This is a genomic window from Alteromonas sp. G4i35 (assembly GCF_054960375.1).
This window is the reverse complement of the sequence record NZ_JBHNZD010000028.1, coordinates 1-17,860: the sequence shown is the minus strand read 5'-3', so window position 1 is coordinate 17,860 and position 17,860 is coordinate 1. Positions and strand designations below refer to the sequence as shown.

Below are 17,860 nucleotides of genomic sequence, written 5' to 3'. Positions count from 1 at the left end.
TTTTCTTCATAATATCGATTTGAGCCCAGAACTACTACACGGGGCACCTAAAAGTTACGTATTTTTTGTATCTTAATGCGTCTACTATTCTCTAAAACGTTGGGCTATATAAGCATGTGTTAGGTATTTACGCTATATTGCTAATGGGTAGGCGAACCAAAACTAACCAATATAGCTACTCCAACCAAGGCAACGGCAGACCATACAATAGTTGCTTTAGTCGCCCGTTCACCAAGTACCCAAGCAACCCCTAGCGACATTAATGCGCTTGTAGCAATAAGGGTTTGAACCACGGCCGCTTTCGCATAAGCAAACGCAAACATTTGTAGGTAAATAGCAACAGTAGTGCCAAGTAACGTGGCTAACACAAAAGCAGGCCATACACGTTTTCCACTGTCGCTTTCATAGTTAATAACGGGCATGTAGCGCGTTTTGGTTATGGCTATAAGCGGCACCACAAATACCATACCGCCCACTAAGCGTAAGAACGCAGCGCTGGCAGCGTCAATTTCACCGGCACTTAAAATGTCGCGGCTAACTACGGCACCAACTGCCTGACATAACGCCGCGCCCACACCATACAAATAGCCACTGGTAGCAAATACATGAGTAGTGCTGCGTTTACGTACCTTTATAACCATATCTACCGAAAACAGTACCACTGCAACGCCAACCCACTGCTGCCAGGTAATCCATTCGCCAATAAACGCCATAGCAAAAAGGGCAGTGAATAAAGGCGCAAGAGTTTCGGCGACCAGCACCGCTTGACTATCGCCAATGCTTTGTAAGGCTTTAAAAAAGCAGGTGTCGCCAATGCCTATACCAATAAGCCCGCTAAGCAATAACCACAAAACAGCATGAGTACTAAGCCCCGTTGGCTGAACCACTACTAAAACCACTGCCAAAATGGCAATAGAAATAAGCCCCTTCCAAAAGTTCATGGTAAGCGGCGAAAATGCGTTACCCGTTCCACGGAATAAACGCGCAGCAATTGCCCAACAAAGCGCTGTACCTAGCGCAGCAAAAACACCCATAAATTACCTGTTAAAACTTTGCCCAAAAACGCTGGGGCAAATAAGTAGCTTGCCAAAAAGAGCGGCTATGCTAATGCAAGGTGTGGGCGGGGTAAACTTAAATCACATCAGTAGTTTTTAACTAAATATATTGAAGCCTTAAGCAAACGTAACAGAAGGCTAAAGGCATTCGTGGCATTATGTTAGTGGTAAGATCCGTGAGTAAGTTAAGCGCTGTTCTCAATTAAGTGGGCGTTAACCGAAGTTTAAGAATAACAGTGAAGTAAAAGGACGAGAAAAGCGTGAGCGTTGAGCAGATGAATTTAACCGGTATTAAAGGTGTAATATTCGATTTAGACGGCACCTTGGTAGAATCTAGCCTTAACTTCACGCAAATGCGCGCCGACGTAGGCTGCCCACAAAACGAAGATATTCTTACCTTTGTAGATGCCCTTAGCTGCGCCGAAGCCAAAGCGAGTGCACACCGAGCTATATTGCAGCACGAACTTGACGATGCGCAAAATGCTAAGTGGTTACCCATTGGCAAAGCCATGGTGGAAAAGGTGCAGGCACACAAGCTTCCCATGGCAATAGTTACCCGCAACTGCCGACAAGCCACCGCAATTAAGGTAGCAAATAACAGCATTCCCATCGACTACGTGCTAACCCGCGAAGATGCCCCAGCCAAGCCCGACCCAACCGCATTATTGATGGTGGCGAACACATGGCAGCTTCAACCTGAAGACTGCCTGTATGTAGGCGACTTTATTTATGACCAGCAAGCCGCCGAGAATGCTGGGATGAAGTGGTTTTTGGTTTAGGTATTAACTATTTACATCTGGTTTCTTTGGCTTGATAGGCCCAATTGGTAATATAACGTAAAAGTCTATTTCCAACGTTGGTGCATTAGTTCCAGCATATACTTTAGTATACTCTGCCTCGGCAAGCTCTTGCATGTTTGTTTTTTGTTCGATATTCATGTCTTTTCCTTTTTGTTTTTTGATTCTCAAGCTCGAATGAGCACACATAAAGTAATAATTAAACAGGGATGTAAGACATGTTTACTGAGACAGTTTGTCCTTATCGACAGAAAATCCATACTTGTGTCCCAATATTTCTTATTTTTTTCTTAGTTATTCCAAAATTGAGCCATGCTATCGGTATTAACTTAGAGGGGAGGACATCATTTGATGGAATTCCATCAGGTGTTATTCGAGACTTAGAGGTTTCAAACAAAGTAGTTTATGTAGCGGCAGAAAACGGGGTGTTTGAAGTTGTTGGACACGAGTCTGAGAAATTAGACTTCAACACTTCTAATCACGCCACAGGGGTTATCTCTGATATTCAACTGAATGGAACGGACCTATGGGTTGTTGAATATGGAGTTGGTGTTTTTAAAGTTAATCTAGAAAATAAAAACTCGCAGCAAGTATTTAGTGATCGTGAATGGTCGAGTTCTATTTGGACTATGGCAATGACATCTAGTCATTTATATTTCTCAGTCATTGACGATGTCATTGCAGTAGATAGAACTACAGGGCAAACGACAAGCCTAAATTCCAAATTAGAATCTTTCAAGTTAAACGGCACTTACTCGCTTTTTGCAAACAATCACAATGCGTATGTAGCATCTAATAAGGGCTATCTTTCAATTGAAGGGGCATTAGATAATCTGCAAGAATTTAAATTGAGTAGCAAGCTACCATTACTATCAAATGCAACGTTTATTAAAGTAATTGATGATGAATTATATATCGGCGGTCCACAAGGGGTGTACATATTAGGAAGTAACGAGCGCTTCGTTCCAACCGAGGGAATTAGTGGCACCTACATCCAAGATGTGGTTAAAGGTGAAGATGGGGTGATCTGGGTTTCCGACGGTCGCCTTTTACTGCTAGAAGATGAAAAACTATCGGCTCCCCCTTTCATGAATCCTATATTGACGTCTGAAGCGATAAGGTCAGTAACCAAAATAGCTATAGACCCCTACAATTCCATCCTCATCGCCTCCTCACAATTAGGCTTAGTTTCATTACCTAAAACAAAGCTAGTGACAAACCTAGTGTCATTTAATGGGAGCGTTGTAAGGGAAAATATTCAAAAGACATCAATAAATGAAAACGGAACTATAGTTCGAACTGAAAAAGGTCTCTTTCAGTTAAACGAGAAGAGTGGGGAGTTAGTCAATACTCATTTGGATAAAGACAAGGCAGAGTTTTGTACCTCTTGGCAGGAAAGAGCTTTTATACGTCTCAATGAAATAGACCCTTCTGTTCTCTGCAATAGCGAGTTTTCCCATTATATAGAAGCCGGTAAAAATGCCTTTTATTTCTACTTTGATGATGGACTCGATGCCAATTACTACTATATCGCTAACAACACCATACGTGACACAATTAAAGCCCCTAAAAAAGTGGTCTTCAGCTCTTTGTTGAGTGGTGGAGAAATCGTTGCGATTGATGAATTTGATGACGTTCATTTTCAATTGTCCAAATTCAACTGGCGTACTGTTACCTCTAAAGAAGGTGGCTGGTTCGGGCTTCAATGTTTAATAGAGTTCCAAGAAAACTATTTGGTATGTACATCAGGTGCTGGACTAAAAGAAATCAACAAGAAAAATGGAAAAGTTAGCTCTTCCACGATATTGGGCCTAGAGAAACTAAGGTTCATTAGAGGTGCCATGGTTACCGAAGGGAAAAACCTCTGGGTAGCGTCTAACATGGGCCTGTTTGTTAAGCCCAATATAAGCAACTCAGCTTCTAAAGTGGGTATTCGTTATGGACTCTTCGATACAGACTTTGAGTATAAGAGCTTTGAAGCGCTTGGTGAAAAAGTGCTAGTTAAGGGGGATAAATATAGTTACCTGTTGGATGAAGAAAAGCTAATTGAGAGTCTCAATGCAAATTCAATTGGGGAGATGTCTACTATTCTTAGTTATGTTCAATGGGGAGATGGAGAAGGACGACATATCACATATTTTCCTGAGGACTTTGACTTCAAGTTTAAAAGTAGCTTTAAGGAAGTAACATTCAACTTTATCGTCAGTGATTTCTACAATGAAAGCAGCAGTATTGAATTTAAATTGGATGATGACGCTTGGGTTTCTCACAATAAACCTGTAATGAATTTAACATTAAGTGATATGAACGTTGGTGTGCATACTCTTAGAGTCCGTGTTCCAGCAGATAAAAGTACTACAAATGAACTGACAATTAGTTTTGATATAGATCCACCTATTTGGGCTTCTTATATCGGCTTTACTATATATTTATTTATATTGGCTGGGGTTTTGAGTTTGTGGAGAATAGGGGTTTTAGGCAGGCTATATAACAAATTCAAAACTACTAAACTCTACAACCATCTTACCCGCTACGAAATAACCGACGGGCACTCTAAATTTGAAAAGATGCTTCGCAGCAAAGAACGCTTCATTAACGAAATCACTCACGAACTTCGCACCCCAATTCAGCTCATCAATGGATCGTTAGAAGGCATATCCAAAACAGCTCATGCAGCGAGCAAAGAACTGATATGTGTTCAGGACAATATGAAAAGGGTCGAACAGTTGATTAATCAAATGAGTCAAGATGTCCCTAAAGCCTTGGCTGCTGCCGACTACTACAGGTCCTACTCGCCGGACAACATAAAATTCATCGTCCTATCGCTAGAGCCATTAGCCAAGCAGAAGCGGCAGAATTTAGAGTTACGTATTAAAGGGAAAAAAGAAATATCGCTCATTAACGACAGCTTAGAGAAAATCCTGGCAAATCTAATTCAAAATGCAATTAAGTTCACACCAGAACTTGGCACAATAAAAGTAGCCGCTATACAAGATAGTAAAGTACTTAAAGTTATCGTTAGTGATGACGGAGAAGGAATTGATGAGCACTTTCACAAAAAAGTATTCGAGCGATTCACTAAAGGGAGCAGTGAGCATGAAGGTCATGGTGTTGGCTTAGCAATGGTGAAAACCTTAGTTGAACTGAACCAGGGCGAAATTGCGTTAGAGAGTCAAAAAGGCATTGGAACTAAAGTTACCGTAACGTTACCCATTGATGATATTGAGTATGTAAATTCGCATGCTGAAAAATTGTCACCCGCAAATGCCAAATCGAACAAGAAATCACTATTAATAGTTGATGACAGCAGAGAGTTCCGCTCTTATCTATTTGATTTGTTTTCTAGCAAATATCGCTGTTTAGTTGCGCGAAATGGTGTGCAGGCGTTAGACGTTATGCAGCATTACCTTGTCGATCTAGTTATCACAGATCAAATGATGCACGAAATGGACGGGCTGAGTTTAATAAGAGAAATTCGCGGTAACGTCAGCTATGCCAGTATTCCTATATTGATGTTAACTGCGGAAACCGGAACTGAATTAGAAAAATCAGCGCTAGAAGAAAAAGTGGACTACTTTTTGGCAAAACCTGCATCAAAAGAGGAAATTACTCTTAGGGTGGAGCATTTATTGTCGGTCAGAGAGGCAAAAGAACGCGAGGAAGAGGAAAGCGAAGAGCCTGCATTTAAATTTGGATGCCTGAAAATCCCCGAGTTTGATAACGAAAAGGATATGGCGTTCTTTTTGAACTTTATCGCAGTATTGGAAAAGAACTACCACAATGAATCATTCAATAGAGACCAAGCTGCATCGCAGTTATTGATAAGTCCTAGAAGTTTGAATCGAAGAATGTCAGAGTTGTTTGAATACAACTTCAGCGAGTTTCTTTCACGCTTCAGAATCGAAAAATCTATTCCGTTACTGTTAGAGGGAAATAGCATTCTAGATACCTGCCTAGACGTTGGCTTCGGCACCGCAGCTTATTTTTCGACGTCCTTTAAAAAGGTTATGAGCTTACCACCCAAAAAGTTTGTGGAGCAATACAATAAAACAGTAGCGTAAAGGTAGTATCTAAAAGAACTAAATATACCTACGCCGTTCCGCCAAAAAACCAATCAATAGAAACGATGCCACATAGCCTGCACCTTGGTACTGCCAGGGCAAGTAGGCTAGGGTGTTTTTTAAGAACGGTGCGCCGTACAAGGTCAGTGCGCCATAGCCAAAGGCACACAGCACTACAAACAAACTAACGCGAATAGTGAAATGGTAAGGTGCCAGTATGCGTTTTACATGGCCGTTAATCAGGTCGCCGTACACCACTAGAATAGTGGCCATAAGCATAATGCTCATTTCGGTGTAATAGGGGCTTAAGGCGCGAGAAAGGGCACTGAAAAGTTCACTCATAAAATTACTACTATTATGACGTTTTTATTGTGTGCCCATTATAACCACGGTAAGGTCAAAAGCGTTAGCTAACGCCTTTATTAAGTGCGCTTACTGCTTTAAAGCCTTGCTCAATAGTGGCAATGCGGTCGGTAGTTTGATCGCGCTCTACAAATTTATGTTCAATACCGGCTAACTTGCCGTGCGCGAATATCTCTTTAAAGTTAATCGTGCCTGTGCCCACATCAGCAAAACTGCCGTCTTCAGCCAAATCTTTTACATGCCAAAGTTTAAAGCGGCCTGGGTACTGCTTAAAGTAATCAACGGGGTTTTTACCTGCTTTTACCGTCCAGTATAAATCCAGTTCCATGGCAACAAGGTCTGGGTCGGTCTGAGTTATAAGCACGTCTAATGGTGTCTTACCGTCGCGTACTTCAAATTCAAAATCGTGGTTGTGGTAGGCAAGAGTAATACCTTCCTTCTTACACGCTTCGCCAATGGTATTTAGCTTATCGGCAAGGGCTTGGTATGGCGCAATTCCCGTACCACGTTGGGCTTCGCTAAGCCAAGGAACTACCAAGTACTTGTGACCAACGGTTTGTGCGTCATCTAAAATTTGTGACAGGTTAGTATCGAACGCGTCTAACTGAATATGAGCCGAAGGCGCAGTTAGGCCATTGTCATCAAGCAGTTGCTTAATTTCCTTTGCGCTATGGTCAAAGTAGCCTGCAAATTCCATTTCCGAATAACCAACATCAGCGACCAGTTTAAGCGTAGCCGGCACACTTACTTTCATAATATCTCTAAGCGTGTAAAGCTGCAGACCAACAGCACTTTTGTGCATGCCCTTCATCATAGCTCCTTTATCACTACCATGCCCGTGCGCCAAAACAGCAGGAGCGCTCATAGCCGCCAGTAAACCAGATGAATATTTAATGAACTGTCGTCTTGAAACGCCAGAGCCAATATTACTGGCCGCGTCTAAAATTGCTGTCTTACTTAAGTTTGTTTTACTTAAATTCACTGCTTGCTCCTTTTCTGTAGTGGTACATTGGTGATGACGCATTGCTATCATCAATTAACCCAAAGCTTTGCCCGTGCTCTCACGCACAATAAGTTCAAACGGCATAATAACTTTGGGGGCCTTGCGAATTTTTCCGTTAAGAAGGTCCACCAGTAGCGTAACCGCCGTTCTACCAAATTCTTCTGCAGGTTGGGCAATAGTGGTTAGCGGTGGGTCGACAAATGCTGAAAACGCAATGTCATCGAAACCTGCCACCGATATGTCATTAGGAACATGTAGGTTGGCTTGCTTGAAGGCTTGCATGGCACCAATAGCCGTTTCGTCGTTCTCACAAAATACGGCGGTGGGTCTACTTTCAAGGTGACTAATGGTTTCCCCTGCGTTGTATCCGGCCTGTAATGTAAAATCCCCCGGGAACAACAAGCTCTCATCAAAGGCAATATTGGCTTGCGCTAATGCGTCTTTATATCCAACCAAGCGTTCTTGGGTAAGCGGACTTGAATTAGGTCCTTTGATCATGGCTATACGGGTATGGCCTAATGAAATTAAGTGCTCGGTCATTGCTTTGGCTGCAGCACGGTTGTCTAACGACACAACAGGATATTGGCCATCGTCAATCACCTCACAGGCATTCACCATGGGAAGTAGGCCATTGTCGTTGATCATCGTGGCATCAAATGGGTTGTGCGCACGTAACTGTATAAGCCCATCAGCCTGAGAAGTACTTACCATCTTGGCGTAATGGCTTTCTATTTCACTATTACCAAGCGTATTGGCAAGTAAAATGGAATAGCCCAGTTCGGCTGCCGCTTCCTGCATACCGCTAATAACACGGGCAAAAAATACGTTTGCTACCGTAGGCACCAGTACCACTAAATTGTGCGTTTTTCCCGAACGAAACTTAACTGCCATTAAGTTAGGTTTATATCCAACTGCCTGAACAGCGGCCATCACCTTATTGCGCGTTTTAGGAGAAACACGCTCAGGTTGTTGCAATGTTCTTGATACGGTAGCGACGGACACGCCGGCACTATCTGCTACATCTCTAATATTTGCCATTTACGTTATTGTTGTTTGTTAATTCACTCGCGCATTGTAAACCTAACCCAGTAGAGGTGTGGTCTATACGATGGTAGCGAATTCAAAATTTACGTGAAATTAATATGTAACCGTTTTCATTTTAGGCAAAAGAATACGCACTTTCATTAAAACGTCAAAGGTTATTTGTAGGATTTATGTAAATCTGAGCTAGTGTAATGTTCAAATTTGGTGCAGGAATAGGTGGTTAAAGATAGTAAAGCCCCGGTATTACCTCGCCATTTGTAAACTTTAGATTAATAAAATGCTGTTTTTTGTATTGACCATTAAAATGTAACGGGTTACATTTTGTGGCATTAGTAACACCAATAGTGCGTTTGCACACAGAGGAATTTCAATGCAACCAATTCGAATGGGAATGATCGGAGGCGGGGAAGGCGCGTTTATCGGTGCCGTGCATCGTCATGCCGCAGGGTTAGATGGGAACTACCAGTTGGTGTGTGGCGCATTTAGCCGCAACGAAGAAAATAATACGCGTACTGCTTCTGCATTGAACGTATCAACATCGCGTACATACGATAGCTGGCAGTCAATGTTAGAAGAAGAAGCCAAATTACCTGAGCAGCAGCGCATGCAGGTTGTGGTTATCGTAACGCCTAATCATCTTCACGTACCTATTTCACTTGCCGCAATAAAGGCGGGCTTTCATGTCTTCTGTGAAAAACCAGCAGGCGTTAGCTTTGCAGAAGTAAAAGAGCTTCAAGATGTTATTCACGCCAGTGAATCGCTATACGGCTTGGCTCATACCTACCTTGGTTATCCTATGGTTTGGCAAGCACGTCATCTCGTTGAAAGCGGTAAGCTGGGCAAAATTCGAAAAGTGTATGTTGAGTATCCACAGGGCTGGTTGTCTGGCGAAGAAGAAACGCACAATAAGCAAGCGCAGTGGCGTACCGACCCAGCAATTTCTGGCGCAACGGGCGCAATGGGCGACATCGGCACTCATGCCTTTGGACTTGTTGAGTTTGTATTAAACGATAGTGTTACCTCGTTATGTGGCGAGTTAAACACCCATGTTGAAGGACGTCGTTTAGATGACGACGGCGCCGCGCTTATTAAAACTAAGAAGGGCGCGTCAGGCGTGTTGATTGCTTCACAGGTTTGTGCAGGTGAAGAAAACGCATTGAAGATCCGCGTCTACGGTGACAAAGGCGGCTTGGAGTGGCGTCAAATGGAACCAAACTCCGTTATCTATCGCCCTGTTGATGCCCCTTATCAAGTGTATAGAGCCGGCCAAGGTCAAGTTGGGTTATGTGATGCTGCATCTGCACGTTGCCGTGTTCCAGCTGGCCACCCAGAGGGCTACTTAGAAGCAATGGCAAACTTGTATACCGATTTTGCTAAAGCGGTACGCGCGAATCAAAAAGGCAAAGCTGATGGCGTTCCAGGAATAAATTCAGGCATACGCGGAATGGTATTTATAGATGCCATGCTTGCCAGTACTGACAGCGACACCAAATGGGAGTCGGTCAGTCAGGAAGGAACGCAGTAATGCAATTAAAACATACAATGAAAAAGGTGAGCGTTTATGGCTACTAATCAACAACCTATAAAAGGGCCGGCTATCTTCCTTGCTCAGTTCATGGGAAAAGAAGCGCCGTTCGATACGCTCGAAAATATGGCGAAGTGGGCTGCGTCGCTTGGTTACAAGGGAATACAGGTACCTACTGATCCTAGTCTGTTCGATTTAGAAAAAGCAGCGGAGAGCCAAGAGTACTGCGACAACATTGCTAAAATTTGTAAAGACGCAGGCGTAGAAATCACTGAGCTTTCGACGCACTTACAAGGTCAACTAGTGGCGGTTCACCCCGCTTACGACGAGTTATTCGATAACTTTGCGCCGGCACACTTACACGGCAAGCCACAAGAGCGAACCGAATGGGCAATTAATCAGCTCAAATGTGCGGCTATTGCCAGTAAGCGCTTGGGATTGAAAGCTCACGCTACCTTTTCTGGTGCACTAATGTGGCACTTGGTTTACCCGTGGCCTCAGCGTCCTACTGGCTTGGTTGAGCAAGGCTTTGCTGAATTAGCCAAGCGTTGGAAACCCATCCTCGATGCATTCGACGATGCGGGTGTTGACGTATGCTACGAAATTCACCCTGGGGAAGACCTGCACGATGGCGCTTCGTTCGAACAGTTTTTAAAAGCGGTAGATAACCACCCGCGAGCAAATATTCTTTTCGATCCAAGTCACTTTGTTTTACAGCAGCTTGACTACCTTGACTTCATTGACCGCTACCACAGCCGGATCAAAATGTTTCACGTTAAAGACGCCGAATTCAATCCGAACGGTAGAAACGGTGTATATGGCGGCTATCAAGACTGGCAAGACCGCGCGGGACGTTTCCGTTCCCTTGGCGACGGCCAGGTCGACTTCAAAGGTATTTTCAGCAAGCTCACCCAGTATGGCTTCACAGGTTGGGCAGTACTAGAGTGGGAATGCTGCTTAAAAGACAGTGCGCAAGGCGCGGCAGAAGGCGCACCGTTTATCGCTTCACACATTATCGAGCCAAGCAAATATGCGTTTGACGACTTTGCTGGTGGAGACGTTAGCGAAGCGAAGAATAATCGTATTTTAGGCCTTGAGCGCTAAGCGCCATCAATAGGATAACAATAACTATGATAACCCTACGCCTTAGTTTGATGATGTTCCTTCAGTTCTTCATTTGGGGAGGCTGGTTTGTAACATTAGGCACGTATCTATCGAATACCCTGTCTGCCAATGGTGGGCAAATTGGCATGGCCTTCTCAACCCAAAGTTGGGGCGCCATCATTGCCCCCTTTATTGTGGGCCTTATTGCTGACCGGTTCTTTAATGCAGAAAAGATCCTCGGATTACTACACATTGTTGGCGCCGTGCTTATGTACTGTATGTACCAAGCGAATGATTTTGCCAGCTTTTACCCTTATGTGTTGGCATACATGATTGCATACATGCCTACGCTTGCATTGGTTAACTCAGTGTCATTCGGACAAATGGTCGACCCGTCAAAAGAGTTCGGAAAAGTTCGTGTGTGGGGCACTATCGGCTGGATTGTGGCAGGCCTTATGATTAGCTATGTCTTCTCATGGGATTCTGCACAGTCTATTGCCGATGGTATGCTCAAAAACACGTTCTTATTGTGCAGCGTTGCCTCGCTAATGTTGGGCGTATTCAGTTTTACACTGCCAAACACGCCACCTCAATCTAGCGGTAAAGCGGTAACTATTCGCGACATTCTTGGCTTGGACGCGTTGGCACTGTTAAAAGACAAACACTTCTTTGTATTCTTTCTTTCATCTGTACTTATTTGTATTCCGCTGGCGTTTTACTACCAGAATGCAAACCCTTTCCTTACTGAAATAGGCGTTGAAAATGCAACGGGCAAAATGACACTAGGTCAAGTTTCCGAAGTGTTGTTCATGTTGGCCCTGCCGGTATTTTTGAACCGTTTCGGCATTAAAGCCACGTTAGTGATAGGCATGGCAGCGTGGGTTGTACGTTATGCACTGTTCGCATTCGGAAACGCTGACGAAGGCTTGTTCATGCTTATTGTTGGTATTGCACTGCACGGTATTTGTTACGACTTCTTCTTTGTATCAGGGCAAATTTATACCAATGCAAAGGCGGGAGAAAACGTAAAAAGTGCAGCGCAGGGGCTAATTACCTTAGCGACATATGGCGTAGGTATGCTGGTGGGCTTTGCAGTGGCAGGCGCAATTACCGATACCTACACGATGGAAACCGGTGCGCATAGTTGGCAGCAGGTCTGGTTATTCCCAGCAGGGTTTGCCGCGGTTGTGTTAGTGCTATTCGCCATTCTGTTCAGAAAGGAAAAGGTGAACGCAGATGCATAACATTACCCGCAGAAAATTACTTCAAAGTATGGCTATGACAGGGGCAGGCATTGCCGGAACAGGGTTAGCAGCAGCTGGTTTAGCCACTGCGATGCCTGCTATAGCGAGTACAAACGGCACGAAAGGTAGCAACACCATGAATACGCCGCTTAAAGGAAATGTAAACCATTCGGTAAGCCGATGGACCTACGGCGATTTAAGCATTGAAGAGTTGTGCCAAACCGTTAAGCAATTAGGATTTGGAGCCATTGACTTGGTAGGCCCTGAAGATTGGCCTGTGCTAAAGCAGTACGGCATCGACTCTTCTATGTGTAACGGCGCCGAGATAAGTCTTGAAGACGGCTTCATTCACAGTGAGCTCCACGACGAACTAGAAGCGCGTTATATAAAGCACATCGATTTGGTCGCTGATGCAGGTTATACAAACCTTATCTGCTTTAGCGGCAACGCCCGAGGCATGTCACGAGAAGATGGACTGGAAAATGCGGTTAAAGGGTTAAAACGCATTTTACCTCATGCTGAAAAACGCAACGTAGTGATTTTCATGGAGCTGTTTAACAGCAAAGTCGACCACCCTGATTACATGGCCGACAATTCTGCATGGGCGATAGAACTTTGCAAACGCCTAGGTTCTAAGCACTTCTCACTGCTTTACGATATCTACCACATGCAAATTAATGAGGGAGATATCATCCGAACTATTCGAGATAACTATCAGTACTTTGGCCATTACCATACGGCCGGCGTACCTGGGCGTCACGAAATAGATGCTTCACAAGAACTCAATTACGAAGCAATTGCTAAAGCCATTGTCGAGACCGGATTTAAAGGCTACTTAGCACAAGAGTTTATACCCACACCGAAAACCAAAGCCAACAGAATAGCGTCGCTACAACAAGCGATCCATATCTGTGATGTGTAACGTGCGAACAGGCACAGCGACGAATTAAGTTTTAAGGACGTGTTATGGCGAGTAACGAATATGATGCAATAGTTATTGGATCTGGTATCAGTGGCGGTTGGGCTGCTAAGGAGCTAACTGAGAAGGGCCTAAAAGTGCTCATGTTAGAACGTGGCCAAAATATCGAGCACATTAAAGATTATAAAAATGCGCACAAAGAAGATTGGGATTTTCCTCACCGAGACTTGCCTACTCAAGCAATGAAAGTGGATTATCCCGTGCTTAAGCGCGACTACCCGCTAAATGAAAAAACGTACGGTATGTGGGCAAATGAAAAAGAAAACCCTTATACCGAAGACAAGCGCTTCGACTGGTACAGAGGTTACCACGTAGGTGGACGCTCACTGTTGTGGGGACGCCAAAGCTACCGTTTGAACAAAGAAGATTTCGAAGCCAATGCTAAAGAAGGCATTGCTGTCGACTGGCCTATTCGCTACGACGATTTGGCGCCATGGTATGACTACGTAGAAAAATTCGCGGGTATCAGTGGTAATCGCGATGGCTTAGATGTATTGCCTGATGGTGTATACCAGCCACCAATGCCAATGAATATTGTAGAGGAAAGTGTCGCGGCGCGGGTGAAAAAGGCCTATGAAGGCGCGCGGCACATGGTGCATGGCCGCACTTCAAACATGACACAAAGCAAGCCCGAAGAAGGGCGTGTTCATTGCCAATACCGCAATAAGTGCTGGTTGGGTTGTCCTTTCGGTGGCTACTTCAGTACACAAGCATCTACGCTTCCAGCTGCGGTTAAAACAGGTAACTTAACCCTTCGACCTTTTTCGATAGTAAAAGAGATCTTGTTCGACAAAGACAAGAAACGTGCGACTGGCGTTGAAATTATCGATGCTGAAACCAACGAGACCTATGTATTTAAAAGCAAGATCATCTTTGTAAATGCGTCAGCACTTAACTCGGCGTGGGTACTGATGAATTCTGCCACAGACGTATGGGACGGTGGCTTAGGAAGCAGCAGCGGCGAGTTGGGTCACAACGTTATGGATCACCACTTTAGAGTAGGTGCTTCGGCAGACGTAGAAGGCTTTGACGACAAATATACCTACGGTCGCAGACCGAGTGGCTTCTATGTGCCAAGGTTTAGAAACTGGGGAAGTGATAAGCGAGATTACTTGCGTGGATTTGGTTATCAAGGCGGCGCAAGCCGTTCAGGTTGGCGCAAAGACATAGCTGAACTTGGTATAGGTGCTGGGCTTAAAGATGCGATAACCGAGCCAGGTCCTTGGACAATAGGCATGACAGCGTTTGGCGAAATTCTTCCGTATCACGAGAACAAAGTGTACTTGAATAAAAAAGTCACCGACAAATGGGGCTTACCAGTACTCGCAATGGATGTAGAGATTAAAGAAAACGAGCTTAAGATGCGTAAGGACATGCAGCAAGACGCTATTGAGATGTTTGAAGCGGCTGGCCTTAAAAATGTTCAAGGCTGGGATGCAGACTACGCACCTGGTATGGGCATTCATGAAATGGGTACGGCGCGTATGGGAAGAGACCCCAAAAGCTCAGTACTTAACGCACACAACCAAGTGTGGGATGCACCGAACGTATTCGTAACCGATGGCGCAGCAATGACATCAGGCAGTTGTGTTAACCCTTCACTGACCTATATGGCACTAACGGCAAGAGCCGCAGACTTTGCCGTAGAAGAGTTAAAGCGAGGAAATCTATAATGGAACGCAGAGAACTACTTAAACTCATCGCAACTGCTACAGGCACAGCATTGTTCGCAGGTAATGTACTTGCCTACACAGATGTGCCCGCTGTACCGCTTAGCGACACATTATTTAATGAAAAAGATGTGGCCTTGCTGAATGAAATGGGTGAGGTGATCATTCCTCAAACTGACACGCCTGGAGCAAAAGCAGCCAACGTTGGCGCGACAATGGCTGTGTTGGTAACCGATTGCTACACACCTTTACTTCAAAAGACCTTTCTCGATGGCATTAAGAAAATATCTTCGTTAAGTCAAAGTCGTTTCAACAAGCAATTTGTTCAGCTTACCAAGCAAGAACGAGAGGCTTTATTTAACGACCTGGATGTAGAAGCAAAAGCAGCGAATCTTGCTAACGGTGTTTATCAAGGTGTTGAAACAGGAAAGCCAAGTCAGTGGGAGCCAGGCACCGATGAGCCTACCCCTCACTACTTTACGCTACTAAAACAGCTAACACTTTATTGCTTTTTCACGTCTCAAGTTGGCGCGACTAAAGTACTTCGATATGTGGCTATTCCTGGACGTTACGACGGTGCATTCCCTTATAAAAAGGGCGACAAAGCGTGGGCAACCTAAACCTGCGCTATCGAGCAGCCAAACACAACACAGTTATACAACGGATAAAACAAGGTACTGACACTATGAATAAAACACTCGTCGCTTCAACTGTGGCTTTGCTTATGCCACTTTCTGCATGCGCAACGACAGATGCAGATACTGAAAAAAGCGAATCGCGTTTAACCCGAGAACAACAGGCCGCTAAAACGGAAGTTTGGGAACCTGTTCCTGAAGTGGTTTCTTTTGATAAGGCAGGCGTGCCCTCTGATGCCATCTCTTTAATTCGTGATGACTTATCTAACTGGACTTCAATAAAGAAAGGTGATGCTAAGTGGACGCTGGAAAACGGTGTTCTAACAGTGAAGCCGGGAACAGGCGATATCAAAACGAAAGCAGAGTTCTGTGATGTTCAGTTGCACGTAGAGTGGAAAGCGCCACAGCCAGAAGCAGGTATGGAAGGACAACAGCGCAATAATAGTGGTATCTTCCTGCAGCAGCGATATGAAATTCAAGTCTTAGACTCATATCAGAATAAGACCTATCCAAATGGACAAGCGGCAAGCGTATATAAGCAAACTATTCCTTTAGTTAACGCTATGAAGGCGCCTGGCGAATGGCAAACTTACGACATCATATATAAAGCGCCTACCTTTAACGGTGAAGCGCTAGCAACGAAAGGTTATGTTACGGTAATACATAACGGCGTAGTGGTTCAGAACCATACTGAAATTCAAGGGACAACAGAATGGATCGGTGCACCTAAGTACAAAGCTCACGGATGCGCGCCGCTTCAATTGCAAGATCACGGCAATTTAGTAAGCTTTAAAAATATGTGGGTAAGACCACTTTAAAAAGCAAGCCGATAGATATCTTCAATCTCTTCAATACTCAATTGCTTGGGATTATTGCGAAGAAGGCGAGTTACTTTACTCGCCTCTTCTGCTAATTCACCTACACAAGAAGGTGGAATATTAAAGTGGGTGAGTGAAGCGGGAATGTCTACGTCGCGACACAGTTTTTCTATAGCAACTAATAATAGTTTAATTGCTTCCTCTTTTGAGTGGTGGCGCTCACATACCTTTAAAAGCTTAGCCACACAATAAAGTTTGTCTTGGCAGAACGGCGCATTTACTTTCAACACATGAGGTAGCATTACCGCGTTACTCATGCCATGTGATAAATGAAAGCGCCCGCCTAGTGGATAAGCTAAGGCATGTACTGCACCCACGCCCGCGTTTCCAAACGCAAGACCGGCCATTAAACTGCCGGTGGCCATATCTTCACGTGCTGCTAAGTTCTCACCATTGTTATAAGCGTGAAGTAATGAATTAAAGATAAGCTTCAGTGCTTTCTCTGCTAATGCGTCGGTAATTGGGCTGGCATTTACACTTATATAAGCTTCAAGCGCGTGAACGAATGCGTCTATACCGCTCGCTGCTGTAATGGACGGGGGGCAGGTTTTTGTCATTTCAGGTGCAACGATCGCAACATCGGGTAGCAAGCAGTGGCTAACAATTCCTTTTTTCATCTGTGCTATCGGATCTGACAAGATAGCAATATTGGTAACTTCTGAACCTGTACCGGCAGTAGTGGGGATAACAATAAGAGGCAAACGCCGTTTTGAAAGCGTATTTTCACCGAAGAGTTCACTGAGGGAGCCAGTATGATCGTATGTAGCTGCAAGTACTTTTGCACTATCAATAGCGCTACCTCCACCAAGAGCAATAATTCCGTCTACTTGCTTCTCACGAAGTATCGCTAACTTATCTTCTATGATATTCACTTCAGGCTCTGGTGGAATGTCATCAATAATAAGTAAGGGTGAAGAGGGTAATAGTGTGAGTAGTTGATCAAGAAGACCAGATGAAGAAACGCCCTTGTCAGTAACGATGGCACATTCCTTTATGGATAATCTCGCCATTTCATCCGTGAGGGCTTTAATAGCGCCAAGACCCGTTATGAGTTTTCCAGCGGTTTTAAATTCAGAAACCTTCATGCCAACCCCTCAATAATCCACGTACACGTTCAAATACTGCTCTATTAATTTATAGTACACAGCGTGACTTACCAATTAACTAACCTTATAGATCGTGAAAAGCGCGGTGAATTAGTGGTTTTTATGAACGTATTGCGCATTGTTTATGCAAACGATCGAAAAATAAGGATTTTTTTAAAATACTTGTTGACGTGAGCGCTCATTTCCCTAAAATGCGCATCCGCTTCGGGGGAAAAGCAAAACAGCAAGCCTCCTGAAGTAAGTCTCTACTACCTTTATAGGCCAGTAAGGACGGGAGTTTAGAAGAAACGCTTTAGAAAATAAATTTTCAAAAAGTGTTGACAACGAAAACTTCCAGCGTATAATGCGCACCTCACTCGAACAGGGTGAGTCACTAAGAAGCAATGGCTTCAAGTG

15 protein-coding genes are annotated in these 17,860 nt (G+C 44.2%); 9 read left to right on the top strand and 6 right to left on the bottom strand.

Translation table 11 applies throughout. The annotated features are described in order from the left end of the window. Positions 1 to 140: 140 nt before the first annotated feature. Positions 141 to 1,034 (bottom strand): DMT family transporter, encoded by an 894-nt coding sequence (locus tag ACFI6L_RS17045; RefSeq protein WP_462574472.1) that lies wholly within the window; start codon positions 1,032 to 1,034, stop codon positions 141 to 143. A 281-nt stretch (positions 1,035 to 1,315) separates the two neighbouring features. Between ACFI6L_RS17045 and ACFI6L_RS17040 the strand changes: the two genes are divergently transcribed. Then, complete coding sequence (locus ACFI6L_RS17040; protein WP_462574471.1) at positions 1,316 to 1,834, top strand: HAD family hydrolase; 519 nt, start codon at positions 1,316 to 1,318, stop codon at positions 1,832 to 1,834. A gap of 3 nt (positions 1,835 to 1,837) precedes the next feature. Here the strand turns inward: ACFI6L_RS17040 and ACFI6L_RS17035 are convergent, their stop codons facing one another. Beyond that, positions 1,838 to 1,993: a hypothetical protein gene (locus ACFI6L_RS17035; RefSeq protein WP_014947958.1), complete on the bottom strand. Its 156-nt coding sequence runs from the start codon at positions 1,991 to 1,993 to the stop codon at positions 1,838 to 1,840. A gap of 77 nt (positions 1,994 to 2,070) precedes the next feature. On the opposite strand from ACFI6L_RS17035, the gene ACFI6L_RS17030 reads away from it, so the two are divergent. Further along, complete coding sequence (locus ACFI6L_RS17030; RefSeq protein ID WP_462574470.1) at positions 2,071 to 5,913, top strand: hybrid sensor histidine kinase/response regulator transcription factor; 3,843 nt, start codon at positions 2,071 to 2,073, stop codon at positions 5,911 to 5,913. Positions 5,914 to 5,931: 18 nt separating this feature from the next. Here ACFI6L_RS17030 and ACFI6L_RS17025 read toward each other — a convergent pair whose 3' ends face one another. The 3 genes from ACFI6L_RS17025 to ACFI6L_RS17015 form a co-directional block, all read right to left on the bottom strand. Next, positions 5,932 to 6,255 carry a DUF3392 family protein gene (locus ACFI6L_RS17025; protein ID WP_462574469.1) on the bottom strand — a complete coding sequence of 108 codons (324 nt, stop codon included), beginning with the start codon at positions 6,253 to 6,255 and terminating at the stop codon, positions 5,932 to 5,934. 64 nt (positions 6,256 to 6,319) lie between these two features. Further along, positions 6,320 to 7,258 carry a sugar phosphate isomerase/epimerase family protein gene (locus tag ACFI6L_RS17020; protein WP_283617792.1) on the bottom strand — a complete coding sequence of 313 codons (939 nt, stop codon included), beginning with the start codon at positions 7,256 to 7,258 and terminating at the stop codon, positions 6,320 to 6,322. Positions 7,259 to 7,312: 54 nt separating this feature from the next. Further along, positions 7,313 to 8,317: a LacI family DNA-binding transcriptional regulator gene (locus tag ACFI6L_RS17015; protein WP_012516940.1), complete on the bottom strand. Its 1,005-nt coding sequence runs from the start codon at positions 8,315 to 8,317 to the stop codon at positions 7,313 to 7,315. A 376-nt stretch (positions 8,318 to 8,693) separates the two neighbouring features. On the opposite strand from ACFI6L_RS17015, the gene ACFI6L_RS17010 reads away from it, so the two are divergent. The 7 genes from ACFI6L_RS17010 to ACFI6L_RS16980 all read left to right on the top strand — a co-directional run bounded on the left by ACFI6L_RS17010 (position 8,694) and on the right by ACFI6L_RS16980 (position 16,298). Further along, complete coding sequence (locus tag ACFI6L_RS17010; protein ID WP_283627489.1) at positions 8,694 to 9,848, top strand: Gfo/Idh/MocA family protein; 1,155 nt, start codon at positions 8,694 to 8,696, stop codon at positions 9,846 to 9,848. Between the two features lie 36 nt (positions 9,849 to 9,884). After that, on the top strand, positions 9,885 to 10,952 hold the full coding sequence (locus tag ACFI6L_RS17005) for a sugar phosphate isomerase/epimerase family protein (RefSeq protein ID WP_462574468.1): 1,068 nt from the start codon (positions 9,885 to 9,887) through the stop codon (positions 10,950 to 10,952). A 26-nt stretch (positions 10,953 to 10,978) separates the two neighbouring features. Then, positions 10,979 to 12,196: a nucleoside permease gene (locus ACFI6L_RS17000; RefSeq protein ID WP_462574467.1), complete on the top strand. Its 1,218-nt coding sequence runs from the start codon at positions 10,979 to 10,981 to the stop codon at positions 12,194 to 12,196. Continuing rightward, entirely contained in the window at positions 12,189 to 13,118 is a 930-nt protein-coding gene (locus ACFI6L_RS16995; RefSeq protein ID WP_015066065.1) for a hydroxypyruvate isomerase family protein, read from the top strand. Before ACFI6L_RS17000 ends, ACFI6L_RS16995 begins: the two co-directional genes overlap by 8 nt. A 44-nt stretch (positions 13,119 to 13,162) precedes the next feature. After that, positions 13,163 to 14,848, top strand: coding sequence for a GMC oxidoreductase (locus ACFI6L_RS16990; RefSeq protein WP_014947965.1), 1,686 nt, complete (start codon positions 13,163 to 13,165; stop codon positions 14,846 to 14,848). After that, positions 14,848 to 15,465 (top strand): gluconate 2-dehydrogenase subunit 3 family protein, encoded by a 618-nt coding sequence (locus tag ACFI6L_RS16985; RefSeq protein WP_014947966.1) that lies wholly within the window; start codon positions 14,848 to 14,850, stop codon positions 15,463 to 15,465. The genes ACFI6L_RS16990 and ACFI6L_RS16985 overlap by 1 nt, the downstream gene beginning before the upstream one ends. Positions 15,466 to 15,530: 65 nt before the next feature. Beyond that, positions 15,531 to 16,298 (top strand): 3-keto-disaccharide hydrolase, encoded by a 768-nt coding sequence (locus ACFI6L_RS16980; protein ID WP_061486901.1) that lies wholly within the window; start codon positions 15,531 to 15,533, stop codon positions 16,296 to 16,298. On the opposite strand, the gene ACFI6L_RS16975 is transcribed toward ACFI6L_RS16980, so the two are convergent. After that, positions 16,295 to 17,443 (bottom strand): iron-containing alcohol dehydrogenase, encoded by a 1,149-nt coding sequence (locus ACFI6L_RS16975; RefSeq protein WP_061439201.1) that lies wholly within the window; start codon positions 17,441 to 17,443, stop codon positions 16,295 to 16,297. The two genes, ACFI6L_RS16980 and ACFI6L_RS16975, sit on opposite strands and share 4 nt — an antisense overlap. Between the last annotated feature and the right edge of the window lie 417 nt (positions 17,444 to 17,860).